Source organism: Streptomyces camelliae (genome assembly GCF_027625935.1).
Classification (GTDB): Bacteria; Actinomycetota; Actinomycetes; order Streptomycetales; family Streptomycetaceae; genus Streptomyces; species Streptomyces camelliae.
Genome location: NZ_CP115300.1, coordinates 7,588,486 through 7,604,518, shown reverse-complemented (window position 1 = coordinate 7,604,518; position 16,033 = coordinate 7,588,486). Strand labels below are relative to the sequence as shown.

At 67.0% G+C, this 16,033-nt stretch carries 8 protein-coding genes and 3 rRNA genes; 5 read left to right on the top strand and 6 right to left on the bottom strand.

What is annotated here, in order from left to right:
• Positions 1 to 51: 51 nt before the first annotated feature.
• From rrf to O1G22_RS34840, 3 genes are all read right to left on the bottom strand, one after another.
• Positions 52 to 168: ribosomal RNA gene (gene rrf, locus O1G22_RS34850) — 5S ribosomal RNA — on the bottom strand.
• An 84-nt stretch (positions 169 to 252) separates the two neighbouring features.
• A 23S ribosomal RNA gene (locus tag O1G22_RS34845) occupies positions 253 to 3,375 on the bottom strand.
• Positions 3,376 to 3,679: 304 nt separating this feature from the next.
• Positions 3,680 to 5,205, bottom strand: a 16S ribosomal RNA gene (locus tag O1G22_RS34840).
• Together the 16S, 23S and 5S rRNA genes form the textbook arrangement of a ribosomal RNA operon.
• Positions 5,206 to 5,751: 546 nt before the next feature.
• Here O1G22_RS34840 and O1G22_RS34835 point away from each other — a divergent pair.
• Both O1G22_RS34835 and ptsP read left to right on the top strand, forming a co-directional pair.
• Complete coding sequence (locus O1G22_RS34835) at positions 5,752 to 6,201, top strand: PTS sugar transporter subunit IIA (protein WP_270084932.1); 450 nt, start codon at positions 5,752 to 5,754, stop codon at positions 6,199 to 6,201.
• Positions 6,202 to 6,279: 78 nt separating this feature from the next.
• The gene (gene ptsP / locus O1G22_RS34830) at positions 6,280 to 7,950 is read left to right on the top strand and encodes a phosphoenolpyruvate--protein phosphotransferase (protein WP_270084931.1); all 1,671 of its coding nucleotides are present in this window, start codon (positions 6,280 to 6,282) and stop codon (positions 7,948 to 7,950) included.
• Positions 7,951 to 8,045: 95 nt separating this feature from the next.
• Here ptsP and O1G22_RS34825 read toward each other — a convergent pair whose 3' ends face one another.
• Entirely contained in the window at positions 8,046 to 8,939 is an 894-nt protein-coding gene (locus tag O1G22_RS34825) for a hypothetical protein (protein ID WP_270084930.1), read from the bottom strand.
• A 126-nt stretch (positions 8,940 to 9,065) separates the two neighbouring features.
• A complete protein-coding gene (locus O1G22_RS34820) occupies positions 9,066 to 11,033 on the bottom strand; it encodes an acetoacetate--CoA ligase (protein ID WP_270084929.1) in 1,968 nt (655 codons plus the stop codon).
• A 214-nt stretch (positions 11,034 to 11,247) separates the two neighbouring features.
• On the opposite strand from O1G22_RS34820, the gene O1G22_RS34815 reads away from it, so the two are divergent.
• Positions 11,248 to 13,608: a glycoside hydrolase family 31 protein gene (locus tag O1G22_RS34815; protein WP_270084928.1), complete on the top strand. Its 2,361-nt coding sequence runs from the start codon at positions 11,248 to 11,250 to the stop codon at positions 13,606 to 13,608.
• A gap of 10 nt (positions 13,609 to 13,618) precedes the next feature.
• Here O1G22_RS34815 and O1G22_RS34810 read toward each other — a convergent pair whose 3' ends face one another.
• On the bottom strand, positions 13,619 to 14,155 hold the full coding sequence (locus O1G22_RS34810; protein WP_270084927.1) for an NUDIX domain-containing protein: 537 nt from the start codon (positions 14,153 to 14,155) through the stop codon (positions 13,619 to 13,621).
• 156 nt (positions 14,156 to 14,311) lie between these two features.
• Here O1G22_RS34810 and O1G22_RS34805 point away from each other — a divergent pair, with 156 nt between their 5' ends.
• Positions 14,312 to 14,758, top strand: a complete 447-nt coding sequence (locus tag O1G22_RS34805; RefSeq protein WP_270084926.1) for a Zn-ribbon domain-containing OB-fold protein — start codon at positions 14,312 to 14,314, stop codon at positions 14,756 to 14,758.
• A complete protein-coding gene (locus O1G22_RS34800) occupies positions 14,755 to 15,945 on the top strand; it encodes a lipid-transfer protein (RefSeq protein WP_270084925.1) in 1,191 nt (396 codons plus the stop codon). Before O1G22_RS34805 ends, O1G22_RS34800 begins: the two co-directional genes overlap by 4 nt.
• Positions 15,946 to 16,033: the final 88 nt, after the last annotated feature.

The following is a 16,033-nucleotide window of genomic DNA, read 5'->3' as shown; positions in this document are numbered from 1 at the left end:
AAAAAAGCTCCGGCCCCTGGGCAGTGCCCAAGAGCCGGAGCTGTAAAAGAAGTTCGGCGGCGTCCTACTCTCCCACAGGGTCCCCCCTGCAGTACCATCGGCGCTGTGAGGCTTAGCTTCCGGGTTCGGAATGTAACCGGGCGTTTCCCTCACGCTATGACCACCGAAACACTATGAAACTGACAACCGAACCATGTGTGGCACATGGGGCTGTTCGTGGTTTCAGAACCAACACAGTGGACGCGAGCAACTGAGGACAAGCCCTCGGCCTATTAGTACCGGTCACCTCCACCAGTTACCTGGCTTCCAGATCCGGCCTATCAACCCAGTCGTCTACTGGGAGCCTTACCCCATCAAGTGGGTGGGAGTCCTCATCTCGAAGCAGGCTTCCCGCTTAGATGCTTTCAGCGGTTATCCCTCCCGAACGTAGCCAACCAGCCATGCCCTTGGCAGAACAACTGGCACACCAGAGGTTCGTCCGTCCCGGTCCTCTCGTACTAGGGACAGCCCTTCTCAAGACTCCTACGCGCACAGCGGATAGGGACCGAACTGTCTCACGACGTTCTAAACCCAGCTCGCGTACCGCTTTAATGGGCGAACAGCCCAACCCTTGGGACCGACTCCAGCCCCAGGATGCGACGAGCCGACATCGAGGTGCCAAACCATCCCGTCGATATGGACTCTTGGGGAAGATCAGCCTGTTATCCCCGGGGTACCTTTTATCCGTTGAGCGACGGCGCTTCCACAAGCCACCGCCGGATCACTAGTCCCGACTTTCGTCCCTGCTCGACCCGTCGGTCTCACAGTCAAGCTCCCTTGTGCACTTACACTCAACACCTGATTGCCAACCAGGCTGAGGGAACCTTTGGGCGCCTCCGTTACCCTTTAGGAGGCAACCGCCCCAGTTAAACTACCCATCAGACACTGTCCCTGATCCGGATCACGGACCCAGGTTAGACATCCAGCACGACCAGACTGGTATTTCAACGACGACTCCACAAACACTGGCGTGCCTGCTTCAAAGTCTCCCAGCTATCCTACACAAGCCGAACCGAACACCAATATCAAACTGTAGTAAAGGTCCCGGGGTCTTTCCGTCCTGCTGCGCGAAACGAGCATCTTTACTCGTAGTGCAATTTCACCGGGCCTATGGTTGAGACAGTCGAGAAGTCGTTACGCCATTCGTGCAGGTCGGAACTTACCCGACAAGGAATTTCGCTACCTTAGGATGGTTATAGTTACCACCGCCGTTTACTGGCGCTTAAGTTCTCAGCTTCGCCCACCCGAAAGTGAGCTAACCGGTCCCCTTAACGTTCCAGCACCGGGCAGGCGTCAGTCCGTATACATCGCCTTACGGCTTCGCACGGACCTGTGTTTTTAGTAAACAGTCGCTTCTCGCTGGTCTCTGCGGCCACCCCCAGCTCACCGAGTAAATCGGATCACCAGGCGTGGCCCCCCTTCTCCCGAAGTTACGGGGGCATTTTGCCGAGTTCCTTAACCATAGTTCACCCGAACGCCTCGGTATTCTCTACCTGACCACCTGAGTCGGTTTAGGGTACGGGCCGCCATGAAACTCGCTAGAGGCTTTTCTCGACAGCATAGGATCATCCACTTCACCACAATCGGCTCGGCATCAGGTCTCAGCCGTATGCAAGGCGGATTTGCCTACCTTGCGGCCTACACCCTTACCCCGGGACAACCACCGCCCGGGATGGACTACCTTCCTGCGTCACCCCATCACTCACCTACTACCAGCTCGGGTCACCGGCTCCACCACTCCCACCCACAGCAAAGCTGGGGGCAGGCGGCTTCACGGGCTTAGCATCACTGGATTCGATGTTTGACGCTTCACAGCGGGTACCGGAATATCAACCGGTTATCCATCGACTACGCCTGTCGGCCTCGCCTTAGGTCCCGACTTACCCTGGGCAGATCAGCTTGACCCAGGAACCCTTAGTCAATCGGCGCACACGTTTCTCACGTGTGAATCGCTACTCATGCCTGCATTCTCACTCGTCAACCGTCCACAACTACCTTCCGGTGCTGCTTCACCCGGCAGACGACGCTCCCCTACCCATCACAGCACCCGTTGGGGCTATATGCTGCAATGACACGACTTCGGCGGTACGCTTGAGCCCCGCTACATTGTCGGCGCGGAATCACTAGACCAGTGAGCTATTACGCACTCTTTCAAGGGTGGCTGCTTCTAAGCCAACCTCCTGGTTGTCTGTGCGACTCCACATCCTTTCCCACTTAGCGTACGCTTAGGGGCCTTAGTCGATGCTCTGGGCTGTTTCCCTCTCGACCATGGAGCTTATCCCCCACAGTCTCACTGCCGCGCTCTCACTTACCGGCATTCGGAGTTTGGCTAAGGTCAGTAACCCGGTAGGGCCCATCGCCTATCCAGTGCTCTACCTCCGGCAAGAAACACACGACGCTGCACCTAAATGCATTTCGGGGAGAACCAGCTATCACGGAGTTTGATTGGCCTTTCACCCCTAACCACAGGTCATCCCCCAGGTTTTCAACCCTGGTGGGTTCGGTCCTCCACGAAGTCTTACCTCCGCTTCAACCTGCCCATGGCTAGATCACTCCGCTTCGGGTCTTGAGCGTGCTACTAAAATCGCCCTGTTCGGACTCGCTTTCGCTACGGCTTCCCCACCCGGGTTAACCTCGCAACACACCGCAAACTCGCAGGCTCATTCTTCAAAAGGCACGCAGTCACGAGAATGTGCAAGCACATTCCGACGCTCCCACGGCTTGTAGGCACACGGTTTCAGGTACTATTTCACTCCCCTCCCGGGGTACTTTTCACCATTCCCTCACGGTACTATCCGCTATCGGTCACCAGGGAATATTTAGGCTTAGCGGGTGGTCCCGCCAGATTCACACGGGATTTCTCGGGCCCCGTGCTACTTGGGTGTCTCTCAAACGAGCCGCTGACGTTTCGACTACGGGGGTCTTACCCTCTACGCCGGACCTTTCGCATGTCCTTCGCCTACATCAACGGTTTCTGACTCGTCCCACGGCCGGCAGACCGTGGAAGAGAGATCCCACAACCCCGCATGCGCAACCCCTGCCGGGTCTCACACGCATACGGTTTGGCCTCATCCGGTTTCGCTCGCCACTACTCCCGGAATCACGGTTGTTTTCTCTTCCTGAGGGTACTGAGATGTTTCACTTCCCCTCGTTCCCTCCACTTGCCCTATGTGTTCAGGCAAGGGTGACAGCCCATGACGACTGCCGGGTTTCCCCATTCGGAAACCCCCGGATCAAAGCCTGGTTGACGACTCCCCGGGGACTATCGCGGCCTCCCACGTCCTTCATCGGTTCCTGGTGCCAAGGCATCCACCGTGCGCCCTTAAAAACTTGGCCACAGATGCTCGCGTCCACTGTGCAGTTCTCAAACAACGACCAGCCACCCATCACCCCGAACCAACGGTCCGAGTGCACTGGGGCCGGCGACTGAGGAAAAACCATTCCCTCAGACACCCAACAGCGTGCCCGACACGATCAGCCGACCAGATCAGCGTTCCACGCCCCGAAGGGGCAGTACTAGCGCCTGGTCCATCCTGGACCGTGCCGAATAATCAACGTTCCACCCATGAGCAACCAGCACCGGACGTTCGCCGATGTACTGGCCTCTGACCGAGCGAACCCGGTAAGAAGTGCTCCTTAGAAAGGAGGTGATCCAGCCGCACCTTCCGGTACGGCTACCTTGTTACGACTTCGTCCCAATCGCTAGTCCCACCTTCGACAGCTCCCTCCCACAAGGGGTTGGGCCACCGGCTTCGGGTGTTACCAACTTTCGTGACGTGACGGGCGGTGTGTACAAGGCCCGGGAACGTATTCACCGCAGCAATGCTGATCTGCGATTACTAGCGACTCCGACTTCATGGGGTCGAGTTGCAGACCCCAATCCGAACTGAGACCGGCTTTTTGAGATTCGCTCCACCTCACGGTATCGCAGCTCTTTGTACCGGCCATTGTAGCACGTGTGCAGCCCAAGACATAAGGGGCATGATGACTTGACGTCGTCCCCACCTTCCTCCGAGTTGACCCCGGCGGTCTCCTGTGAGTCCCCATCACCCCGAAGGGCATGCTGGCAACACAGAACAAGGGTTGCGCTCGTTGCGGGACTTAACCCAACATCTCACGACACGAGCTGACGACAGCCATGCACCACCTGTACACCGACCACAAGGGGGGCACTATCTCTAATGCTTTCCGGTGTATGTCAAGCCTTGGTAAGGTTCTTCGCGTTGCGTCGAATTAAGCCACATGCTCCGCCGCTTGTGCGGGCCCCCGTCAATTCCTTTGAGTTTTAGCCTTGCGGCCGTACTCCCCAGGCGGGGAACTTAATGCGTTAGCTGCGGCACCGACGACGTGGAATGTCGCCAACACCTAGTTCCCACCGTTTACGGCGTGGACTACCAGGGTATCTAATCCTGTTCGCTCCCCACGCTTTCGCTCCTCAGCGTCAGTAATGGCCCAGAGATCCGCCTTCGCCACCGGTGTTCCTCCTGATATCTGCGCATTTCACCGCTACACCAGGAATTCCGATCTCCCCTACCACACTCTAGCTAGCCCGTATCGACTGCAGACCCGAGGTTAAGCCTCGGGCTTTCACAATCGACGTGACAAGCCGCCTACGAGCTCTTTACGCCCAATAATTCCGGACAACGCTTGCGCCCTACGTATTACCGCGGCTGCTGGCACGTAGTTAGCCGGCGCTTCTTCTGCAGGTACCGTCACTTGCGCTTCTTCCCTGCTGAAAGAGGTTTACAACCCGAAGGCCGTCATCCCTCACGCGGCGTCGCTGCATCAGGCTTTCGCCCATTGTGCAATATTCCCCACTGCTGCCTCCCGTAGGAGTCTGGGCCGTGTCTCAGTCCCAGTGTGGCCGGTCGCCCTCTCAGGCCGGCTACCCGTCGTCGCCTTGGTGAGCCATTACCTCACCAACAAGCTGATAGGCCGCGGGCTCATCCTTCACCGCCGGAGCTTTCCAGGATCGGAGATGCCTCCGAACCTCGTATCCGGTATTAGACCCCGTTTCCAGGGCTTGTCCCAGAGTGAAGGGCAGATTGCCCACGTGTTACTCACCCGTTCGCCACTAATCCACCCCGAAGGGCTTCATCGTTCGACTTGCATGTGTTAAGCACGCCGCCAGCGTTCGTCCTGAGCCAGGATCAAACTCTCCGTGAATGTTTTCCCGTGATCGGGATGAACACCACGAGAGCGGTGCAAGAGGAGGAATGATCCTCTCGCACACAGCGTCCTCGCTGTGTTATTTCAAAGGAACCTCGCCCCAGCAGATGCTGGAGACGGGGTATCAACATATCTGGCGTTGATTTTTGGCACGCTGTTGAGTTCTCAAGGAACGGTCGCTTCCTTTGTACTCACCCTCTCGGGCTTTCCTCCGGGCTTCCCTTCGGTGTTTCAAACTCTATCAGGGTTTTTCCGTCTCTCTGACCACCCTCCTGCAGACATGCAGAAGCGGATCCAGAGATAGGATCTGACGAGTTTGGGTGCTGCCGGGCGAGGACGCTTTCACGTCGCTCCGCCCCAAGCAGGAGTACGACTGTACACGGAGCCTTGAAGGCGGTGCAAATCCGCTGGGGTGGTGGTCTAGACCACTAGCTGGTAGCTTCCATACGGAACCCCAACTTCCTATGACATACGCTGCTGCTCAGTGCCGTCAGGGACATGCAGTGACGGCCCGTAAGCAGCTCCACTCCTGGGAGGCTTCCCATGACCACCGTGTCGTCCCCTCTGGCCGGACGCGCCATCGGACTGGCCGCTGTGCCGGATCCGGTCTTCTCCGGGGCCATGGTCGGCCCGGGTACCGCCATCGACCCCGTGCGCGAGCCCTCCGAGGCCGTGGCCCCGGTGGACGGCGTCATCGTTTCGCTGCACCCGCACGCGTTCGTCGTCGTCGACGCAGAGGGGCACGGCGTGCTCACCCACCTCGGCATCGACACCGTGCAGCTCAATGGCGAGGGCTTCGAGCTGCTCGTCAGCAAGGGCGACACCGTGGCGCGCGGGCAGGCCGTCGTGCGCTGGAACCCCGCGGCCGTCGAGGACGCCGGAAAATCCCCCGTCTGCCCCGTCGTCGCGCTCGAAGCCACGGCCGAGTCCCTCGGTGACGTCCGCGAGAACGGTGACGTGAAGGCCGGCGACAGCCTCTTCACCTGGAACTGACGGCAGTGCCGCCCCGGGGCGGCGTTCAGGACAACCACCGCGGCGGCGGGACCCGCCGCACTATCGGAGACGGGTGAGATGGAAGCAACGCTGCGAGGCGTGGGCGTGAGCCATGGCGTGGCCATCGGCGAGGTTCGGCACATGGGTACGGCGGTGCTGGAGCCGCCGACCAAGCAGATCCCCATGGAAGAGGCCGAGCGGGAGCAGGGGCGGGCTCGCCAGGCCGTGGACGCCGTCGCCGCCGACCTGATGGCGCGCGGCAATCTGGCGGGGGGCGAGGCCCAGGCCGTGCTTGAGGCACAGGCCATGATGGCGCAGGACCCCGAGCTGATGGCCGACGTGGACCGGCGGATCGCCGTCGGCAGCACCGCCGAGCGTGCCGTGTACGACGCGTTCGCGGCGTACCGCGAGCTGCTGGCCGGTGCCGGTGAGTACCTCGCCGGCCGGGTGGCCGACCTGGATGACGTGCGGAATCGTATCGTCGCCCGGCTGCTGGGCGTTCCGATGCCGGGCGTTCCGGACAGCGACCAGCCGTATGTGCTCGTCGCGCGGGACCTGGCCCCTGCCGACACCGCGCTGCTGGACCCGACTCTGGTGCTCGGTTTCGTGACCGAGGAGGGCGGGCCGACCAGTCACAGCGCGATCCTGGCGCGGGCGCTGGGTGTGCCGGCCGTGGTGGCGCTGCCGGGTGCCGGTGAGCTGGCCGAGGGCACGGTGATCGCGGTGGACGGCAGCACCGGCGACATCTTCGTGAACCCGAGCGAGGCGAAGAAGGCCGAGCTGGCGGCCGCGGCCGCGGAGCGCAAGGCTGCGCTGGCCGCCTCGACCGGGCCGGGCGCGACGGCGGACGGTCACAAGGTGCCGCTGCTGGCCAACGTGGGCGGGCCGGCTGACGTGCCGGCCGCGGTGGAGGCCGGGGCCGAAGGCGTCGGTCTGTTCCGTACCGAGTTCCTGTTCCTGGACGACAGCAAGAACGCTCCTTCCGAGGAGAAGCAGGTGGAGGCCTACCGGCAGGTGCTGGAGGCGTTCCCCGAGGGCCGTGTGGTCGTGCGGGTGCTGGACGCGGGTGCGGACAAGCCGCTGGACTTCCTGACTCCCTCCGACGAGCCGAACCCCGCGCTGGGTGTGCGGGGTCTGCGGACGCTGCTGGACCACCCGGAGATCCTGCGTACGCAGCTGACGGCGCTGGCCAAGGCCGCCGAGGGACTGCCCGTCTACCTTGAGGTCATGGCGCCGATGGTGGCGGACCGCGCGGACGCGAAGGCTTTCGCGGACGCCTGCCGTGAGGCGGGGCTGCGGGCCAAGTTCGGCGCGATGGTGGAGATCCCGTCGGCGGCGCTGCGGGCGCGTTCGATCCTGCAGGAGGTCGAGTTCCTGTCGCTGGGGACCAATGACCTCGCGCAGTACACGTTCGCGGCCGACCGTCAGGTGGGCGCGGTGTCGCGGCTGCAGGACCCGTGGCAGCCGGCGCTGCTCGATCTGGTGGCGCTGTCCGCCGAGGCGGCCAAGGCCGAGGGCAAGAGCTGTGGTGTGTGCGGTGAGGCCGCGTCGGACCCGCTGCTGGCCTGTGTACTGACCGGTCTGGGTGTCACTTCTCTGTCCATGGGGTCGGCGTCGATTCCGTATGTCCGGGCGACGCTGGCGAAGTACACGCTGGCGCAGTGCGAGCGGGCCGCGGCGGCCGCGCGAGCGGCGGACAGCGCCGAGGAGGCGCGCAGCGCCGCTCAGGCGGTGCTGTCCGGCGAGTAGCCGTAGCGGCAGCCGGGTCCGGTGTGTCGGGTTTCAGGGGCGTCCCGCCTTGGGTGGGGCGCCCCTGACGCGTTCGCGGTGCGATGCGGGTGCGGTCAGTGCCGGTGGCCCGGGGTGGTGGTCGCCTCTCCGAGGTCGGGTGGTTCGCAGTAGTCGACGCCGGACTCCGGGGAGATGAGGTCGCCGGATTCGGCGTCGGTGCAGTAGGCGTCGAACACCTCGGCGGCGGTGAGGGGTTCGAGGTCGCCGGTGCGCAGTCGCCAGCCGTGGACGCGGTCGGGTGTCCCGGGGTGGCTGGTGCGGATGACGAGTCCGCCGGGGCTGCGGGTGGCGAGGCCGAGCGCGAGGACGCTGGTGAATTCCAGGGCTTCGGCCTCGTCGAGGCGGGTGGCGCCAGGGCCGTCCTGGTCGGCGTGCAGGACGGATACGAGGGTGTCCGGTGGGCCGGAGACGCTGATCACGAGGTGCCGGTCGCCGGGCCGTGCGGTGTCGAGGATGCGGACCAGGAGGTCGGAGGCGCGGGTGAAGGCGGCCCTGCCGATGTCCTCGCCGCAGGTGGGGCAGGGGCCGAGGCGGGACAGGAGGGTGGTGGCGTACTCCCAGGTGGCCTGGCGTACGGCCTCGTCCACGAGGGCTGGTACGAGCGTGGCGAGGGGTCGGCCGTCGTAGGCGACGGTGGGGCCGGTGGCCGCGAGTTCGGCCGTGAACCTGGTGCGGCTGGTCGCGGCTTCCGGGTCGAGGCCGGTGTCCGCGCAGTAGGCGGCATAGTCCTCGGGGTCGAACAGGGCGAGGGTGGTGTGGCTGCCCTGGGCGGCGCGCGCCTTGAGGACGGCTTCGACCTGCTGGAGGTAGGTGGTGTGGTCGTCGAAGGTGAAGCTGCGGTAGCGCCGCATGGCGCGGAAGTCATGTTCGTCGGTGAGCAGGCCGATGGTGCCGGCGATCTCACGGCGCAGGACGCGTCGCATGGTCTGGTGGTCGGTGTGCGCCATGTTTCCCCCAAAGTGCGCGGTCGATCAATGCTCACTCACCGTAACCGGCGGCACTGACAACGGGGTGCCGCCGGTGGACGGAGGGCGCGTGGTGCGGTCGTTTCGCGCAGGTGGGGAGGGGTCGGTTCAGGCGCGTTTGCGGGCGAGGTCCTCGTAGAAGCCGAGCAGGGAGAGGTTGTCGACGGATCCGGGGTTGACCGCCTTGTCCAGGGGGGTGCCCTGCAGGAGGCGCTTGACGGGGACTTCGATGCGCTTGCCGGTGAGGGTGTGCGGGATGCCGGGCACCTCGATGACCTCGTCGGGCACGTGGCGGGGGGAGAGCTGTTCACGGATGGCCTGTTTGATCCGGTTCAGGAGTGCCTCGTCGAGGGCTGCGCCGGGTGCGAGCTGCACGAACAGCGGCATCCAGTAGCCGCCGTCAGGCTGTTCGACGCCGATGACGAGGGATTCCTTGATCTCGGGCAGGCGCTCGACGACCTCGTAGATGTCGGCCGAGCCCATGCGTACACCCTGCCGGTTGAGGGTCGAGTCGGAGCGGCCGTGGATGATCACGGTGCCGCGTGCGGTGACGGTGATCCAGTCGCCGTGGCGCCAGACGCCGGGGTAGGTGTCGAAGTAGCTGTCGTGGTAGCGGCTGCCGTCGGGGTCGTTCCAGAAGCGGATCGGCATGGAGGGCATGGGGTTGGTGACGACGAGTTCGCCCACCTCGTCGATGACGGGCTTGCCGCTCGGGTCCCAGGCCTGCAGGTCGGTGCCGAGGCCGGGGGCCTGGAGTTCGCCGGTGTACACGGGCAGGGTCGGTACGGCTCCGGCGAAGCAGGAGCAGACGTCCGTGCCGCCGCTGACGGAGGCGATCCAGAGGTCGTCGCGGACCTCGTCGTGCAGCCAGCGGAAGCCGTCGGGCGGCAGGGGCGAGCCGGTGGTGGCGACGCACTTCACGGTGGCCAGGTCGTAGTCGCGTGCGGGGTGGACGCCGGCCTTGCGGCAGGCCATGACGTAGGCGGCCGAGGTGCCGTAGAGGGTGGTGCGGGTGCGTTCGGCGATGCGCCACTGGGCGCCGGTGTCGGGGTGGCCGGGGCTGCCGTCGTACAGGACGATCGTGGTGCCCGTGAGGAGGCCGGAGATGAGGAAGTTCCACATCATCCAGCCGGTCGAGGTGTACCAGAAGAAACGGTCCTCGGGGCCGAGGTCGCAGTGCAGGCCGAGCTGTTTGAGGTGTTCGACGAGGATGCCGCCCTGGGACTGGACGATGGCCTTGGGCAGGCCGGTCGTGCCGGAGGAGTAGAGCACCCACAGGGGGTGGTCGAACGGGACCTGTTCGAAGATGGGCTCGGTGTCGGCCGAGGTCAGGGCCGCCCAGTCCATGGCGCCTTCGGGTGTCTCGGTGCCGAGGAGCGGGATGTGGACGACGGCGCGCAGGGTGGGCAGTTCGCGGCGCAGTTCGGCGACGGTCTCGCGGCGGTCGTGTTCCTTGCCGCCGTAGCGGTAGCCGTCGACGGTGAACAGGACGACGGGTTCGACCTGCTGGAAGCGGTCCAGGACGCTGCGGGCGCCGAAGTCGGGGGCGCAGGAGGTCCAGACGGCGCCGACGGCGGCTGTGGCGAGCAGGGCGACGACGGCTTCGGGGATGTTGGGCAGGTAGCCGCTGACGCGGTCGCCGGGGCGGACGCCGAGGGCGCGGAGTCCGGCGGCGAGGGAGCCGACCTGGCGGCGCAGTTCGGTCCAGGTCACGGGGCGCGGTTCGTGGGTCTCGTCCACGTGCAGCAGGGCGGGTTCGTGGCCGCGGTCGGCGGCGGCGCGCAGGGCGTGCTCGGCGTAGTTGAGGGTGGCTCCGGGGAACCACTGGGCGCCGGGCATCGCGCGGTCGCCGAGCACGCGCGCGTAGGGGGTCGAGAACCGTACGTCGAACCACTCGGTGACGGCTTTCCAGAAGGTGTCGAGCTGGTCGACGGACCACTGGTGGAGGGCGGGGTAGCCGCCGTCGGCGGGGGCGCCGTGGTGTTCGGCGGCCCATGCCTGGAACTGGGTGATGCGGGCCTGGGCGATCCGGTCGGGATCGGGCTGCCAGAGTGGCTGGGGGTTCGCGGTCGACATGGGGCGGCTCCCGGGCTGTGCGCGTCGTGGGCGTCGGTCCGCGCACGTGCTGGGGTGTGCGCGTGACGCGGCTGACAGGGACGATGCCATGTGATCGACTTCAGCACCAGGGCGCGCCCCACATAGTCCCGCTCGTGAAGATGTGGTCCCGGCACGGGTGAACGGCAGTTGAACGACACGCGCGCGTGGGGCGCTCAGTGGCAGGGTGAGCAGCATGGACGGTCGTGACCTGGTGCGTTCGGTGAGTGTGGTCGGTGCGGGGAGGGCGGTTCGGGGGTTGCGTACCGTACGGGCCGCGTGGCGCAGGAGGCGGATCGACGCCGCCGGGCTGCCGCGGCGGGGGGCCGAGCGGGCGCGGGTCCCGGGGCAGGTGGCGGGTGTGGAGCCGGGGCCCGGGGGTGGTGTCATCCGGTTCGGCCGGTCGGAGCTGCGGATCACGGTCGCGGTGAACGGGCCGGTGTTCTGGGGCTGGGACGGGGCGGGCCCGGAGCCGTCGTACGCGCTGGCGGGGCGCTGTCCGGAGCCGGATCCGCGGGCGGTGCTGGAGCCGGACAAGGACGGTGGCTGGCGGGTGGTCGCCGAGCGTGTGACGGTCGTCGTCTCGCGGCACGGTGCGGTCGAGGTGTGCACGCCGGGTGGGGTGATGCTGCGGCGGGATCTGCCGCCGCGCTGGTGGGAGCCGGTCGGCGGGGGTACGGCGCGGTGGATGCAGCGGTCGGAGGTGACGGCGGACGCCCGGTTCTTCGGTCTGGGCGGGCGGGCGTCGGGGCCGCGGCTGCGGGAGGGCGCGTACCGGCTGTGGAACACCGATCCGGGCCGGGCGTTCGGGCCCGGCACCGATCCGCTGTATCTGACCATGCCGGTGCAGCTCGTGGTGGCGGACGCCGGCACGCATCTGGTGTTCCACGACACCACGTGGGACGGCACGGTGGTGCTGCGGGAGGGCGAGGAGGGTGCCGGGTCCGGGCATGACCGGGCGGGGCGTTGCGAGGTGCGGATGGACGGCGGTCCGCTGCGCTGTTGGGTGATGGTGGGCACTCCCGCGCGCGTGCTGCACACGTGGGCCTCGCTGACCGGGGCGCCCGCGCTGCCGCCGGCGTGGGCGCTCGGGCACCATCACGCGCGCTGGGGTTTCGGCAGCGAGCAGGAGGTGCGCCGGATCGTGGCGGGTTACCAGGAGCGCGATCTTCCGTTGGACGCGGTGCACCTGGACATCGACCACTACGACGAGCACCAGGTGTTCACGGTCGACCAGGAGCGGTTCCCCAAGCTGCCGGTGCTGGCGGAGGAGCTGCGTCGGGACGGCGTCCGGCTGGTGTCGATCGTCGATCCGGCGGTGAAGGCGGCGCCGGGCAACGCGGTGTACGGCAGCGGTTCGGCGCGGGACGCGTTCGTGCGGGACGCGTCCGGGCGTGAGGTGCGGGGTGTGGCGTGGGCCGGTGAGTCGGTGTTCCCGGACTTCACGCACGCGCGCGTGCGTGAGTGGTGGGGTGGGCTCTATGCGGAGCGGCTGGATCAGGGTTTCGCGGGGTTCTGGCACGACATGAACGAGCCGACGTCGTTCAACGCCTTCGGCGAGCCGACCCTGCCCCGGTCGGCCCGGCACGACCTGGAGGGGCGGGGCGGTGACCATCGGGAGGCGCACAACGTGTACGCGTTGTGCATGGCCCGGGCGGGCTACGAGGGCCTGCGTGAGCTGTCGCCCGAGGAGCGGCCGTTCTTGTTCTCGCGCTCGGGCTGGGCGGGGATGCAGCGCTACGGGGGGACCTGGTCCGGGGACGTGGCGACGGGCTGGCCGGGGCTTCGGGCGTCGTTGTCGCTGGTGCTGGGGCTCGGGCTGTGCGGGGTGCCGTACTCGGGTCCGGACGTGGGGGGTTTCGACGGCAGTCCGTCGCCGGAGCTGTATCTGCGGTGGTTCCAGCTCGGCGCGTATCTGCCGCTGTTCCGCACGCACGCGAGTCTGCGGGCGGGGCGCAGGGAGCCCTGGGAGTTCGGTGCCGAGGTGCTGGAGCACGCGCGCGTGGCGTTGCGTGAGCGGCAGCGGCTGCGGCCGTACTGGATGACGCTGGCGCATCTGGCCCGGCGGACCGGCGCGCCGTATGTGCGGCCGCTGTGGTGGGGGGCTCCGGAGGACCGGGCGCTGCGCGACTGCGAGGACACGTTTCTGCTCGGGGACGGTCTGCTGGTCGCCCCGGTGCTGGATCCGGGTGCGGACCGGCGTGCGGTACAGCTGCCGCGGGGCCGCTGGTACGACACGGTGACGGAGGAGGCGTTCGAGGGGCCGGCGCAGGTGCTCGTGGACGCACCGCTGTCGCGGATACCGGTGTTCGCGCGCGCGGGTGCGGTCATTCCGGTGCGGGGCGCCGACGGCAGTCCGGAGCTGGAGGTGTGGGCGCCCGCGCGGGGCCGGACCGGGGGTGGTCTGGTCGTGCCGGACGCGGGCGACGGGTGGGACGAACCGGAGACGGAACGCTATGTCGCCCGCCGGCAGGGCCGGGAGGTGGTGGTCACCCGGGAGCGGGAGGACGGTTCGGGTGAGCCGCCCTACCCGGTGCGGGTACGGGGGCTCGGCTGAGCGGGACGATTCAGCCGTACCGGCCCTCGAACCAGGCCCGTACGGCCACGGTGTGCAGCGGGAAGGCGAGTTCTTCGGGGCGGCGCAGCATCTGCCAGCCCTCGGTCTCGTCCGTGGGGCCGGAGGGCGGCAGTCCGTCGGCCGGCCGTTCGGGGAGGAGTCCGAACAGCAGCAGGTGACCGTCGGGCGAGCTCATGGCGTCCACGAGCCGCACGTCGCGGGCGGCCGCGTCGATGCCGGTCTCCTCCTTGAGCTCGCGGACGACGGCCTGCTTCCAGTCCTCGCGGTCGTCGACGTAGCCGCCGGGCAGGGCCGTGCCCCCGCGCGCGGGGGCGACGGTACGGGTGATGACGACCAGGGCCGTGCCCTGGGTGTCGTACACGGGCTGGAGTGCGATCGCGACCGGCAGCGGGTTGCGGTAGGCGACGGTCCCGCAGGTCGGGCAGGTGCGCGGCCAGCCGGTCACGCCCTCTCCATAGGGCGCTCCGCAGCTCGAACAGTGCGAGCCCTGTGCAGAGTTGGAAGTTGAGTGCTGAGTTTCGGACACGCGCGGACTGTATCCGATCAGCGGAGGGACATCTTCCAAAGGTTGCTCAGTCGCCGCCGATGAGCGACTTCACCGTGTCCTGCGCCGCCCTGCCCATTTCCCGTTGCCCGTGACACACTTCTGACACTTCGTCAGATCTACTGCCGGGGAGGAGCCTTGCCGCGCACACGCACACCCGCGGTCGACGGATGGTTCGGCGGAGAGGGGGAGGCTTTCCGGCTGCTGGGCACGCGGTGCTCGTCGTGCGCGTCGGTGTTCTTCCCGCGCGAGGACGCCCACTGCCGCAACCCGCACTGCGCGGGCGGCCCGCTGGAGGAGGTACCCCTGTCGCGAAAGGGGCGCATCTGGTCGTACACGGACAGTCGATATCGACCACCGTCACCCTATGTGAGCAATCCGGAACTTCCGTGGGAGCCTCGCGCGTTGATCGCGGTGGAGCTGGCGGCCGAGCGGATCGTGGTGCTCGGGCAGGCGGCTCCCGGGATCACCGTCGCCGAACTGGCGGTGGGCATGGAGGTGGAGGCCGTCCCCGGCGTGCTGCACGAGGACGCGGAGACGACCTGGACGATCTGGCACTGGCGGCCGACGGGGGTGAGGGTGTGACGGTGGACGTGGCGGTGCTCGGCGCGGGCATGCACCCGTGGGGCAAGTGGGGGCGCTCCTTCGTGGAGTACGGGACGGCGGCGGCCCGCGCGGCGCTGGTGGACGCCGGTGTCGACTGGCGGGACATCGGCTCGATCGTGGGCGCGGACACGGTGCGTGGCGGATATCCCGGGTATGTGGCGGGAGCGACCTTCGCCAAGGCCCTGGGCTGGCAGGGGGCGCGGGTCGCGAGTGTGTACGCGGCGTGCGCTTCCGGGGCGCAGGCGATCGCCGCCGCGCGGGCGCAGATCCTCGCGGGGCTCGCGGAGGTCGTGCTCGTCGTGGGGGCCGACGCCGCACCCAAGGGGTTCTTCCGGCCCGCGGGCGGGGACCGGCCCGACGACCCGGACTGGCTCCGGTTCCGGCTGCTGGGCGCGACGAACCCGGCGTACTTCGGCTTGTACGCGCGCCGGCGGATGGCGGTGCACGGGGATACGGCGGAGGACTTCGCGCAGGTCAAGGTAAAGAACGCCGCCATGGGAGCGCTCAATCCGTACGCCCGCTACCGCAAGCGGGTCACCGCCGAGGAGGTCGCCGCATCCGCGGTGGTCGCCGATCCGCTGCGGCTGCTCGACATCTGCGCCACCTCCGACGGCGCCGCGGCCCTGGTGCTCTCCAGCGTCGGGTTCGCGCACCGGCACGGGGTGGAGCGGCCGGTGCGGATCCGCGCGGTGTCGACGGTGACCCCGCGCTTCCCGAACGCGGTGCTGGACCTGCCGGACATCGCGACGGACTCCGCGGTCACGGTGGAGCCTGCTGGCGAGACGTTCCGCGCGTCCATCGCGAGCGCCGCCTACGAGGAGGCGGGCATCGGCCCCGAGGACCTGTCCCTGGCCGAGGTCTACGACCTGTCCACCGCGCTGGAGTTGCAGTGGTACGAGGATCTGGGGCTGTGCGGCGAGGGTGAGGGCGCGAAGCTGCTGCGGGAGGGTGTGACGGCCCCGGGCGGGCGCATACCCGTCAACGCCAGCGGCGGACTCGCCTCCTTCGGAGAGGCTGTGCCGGCCCAGGCCATCGCCCAGGTCTGCGAGCTGACCTGGCAGTTGCGGGGCACCGCGGGCGACCGTCAGATCGCCGGGGCGCGGGCGGGGATCACCGCCAACCAGGGGCTGTTCGGGCACGGATCGGCGGTGGTCGCCGTGAGATGACCGGTCCGCCGGAGGGAAGGTGATCTGGGGCTGGTGGTGCGCAAGTGATCAACGAGGTTGTCCACGCTGGGTGATCGTCCCGGAATGC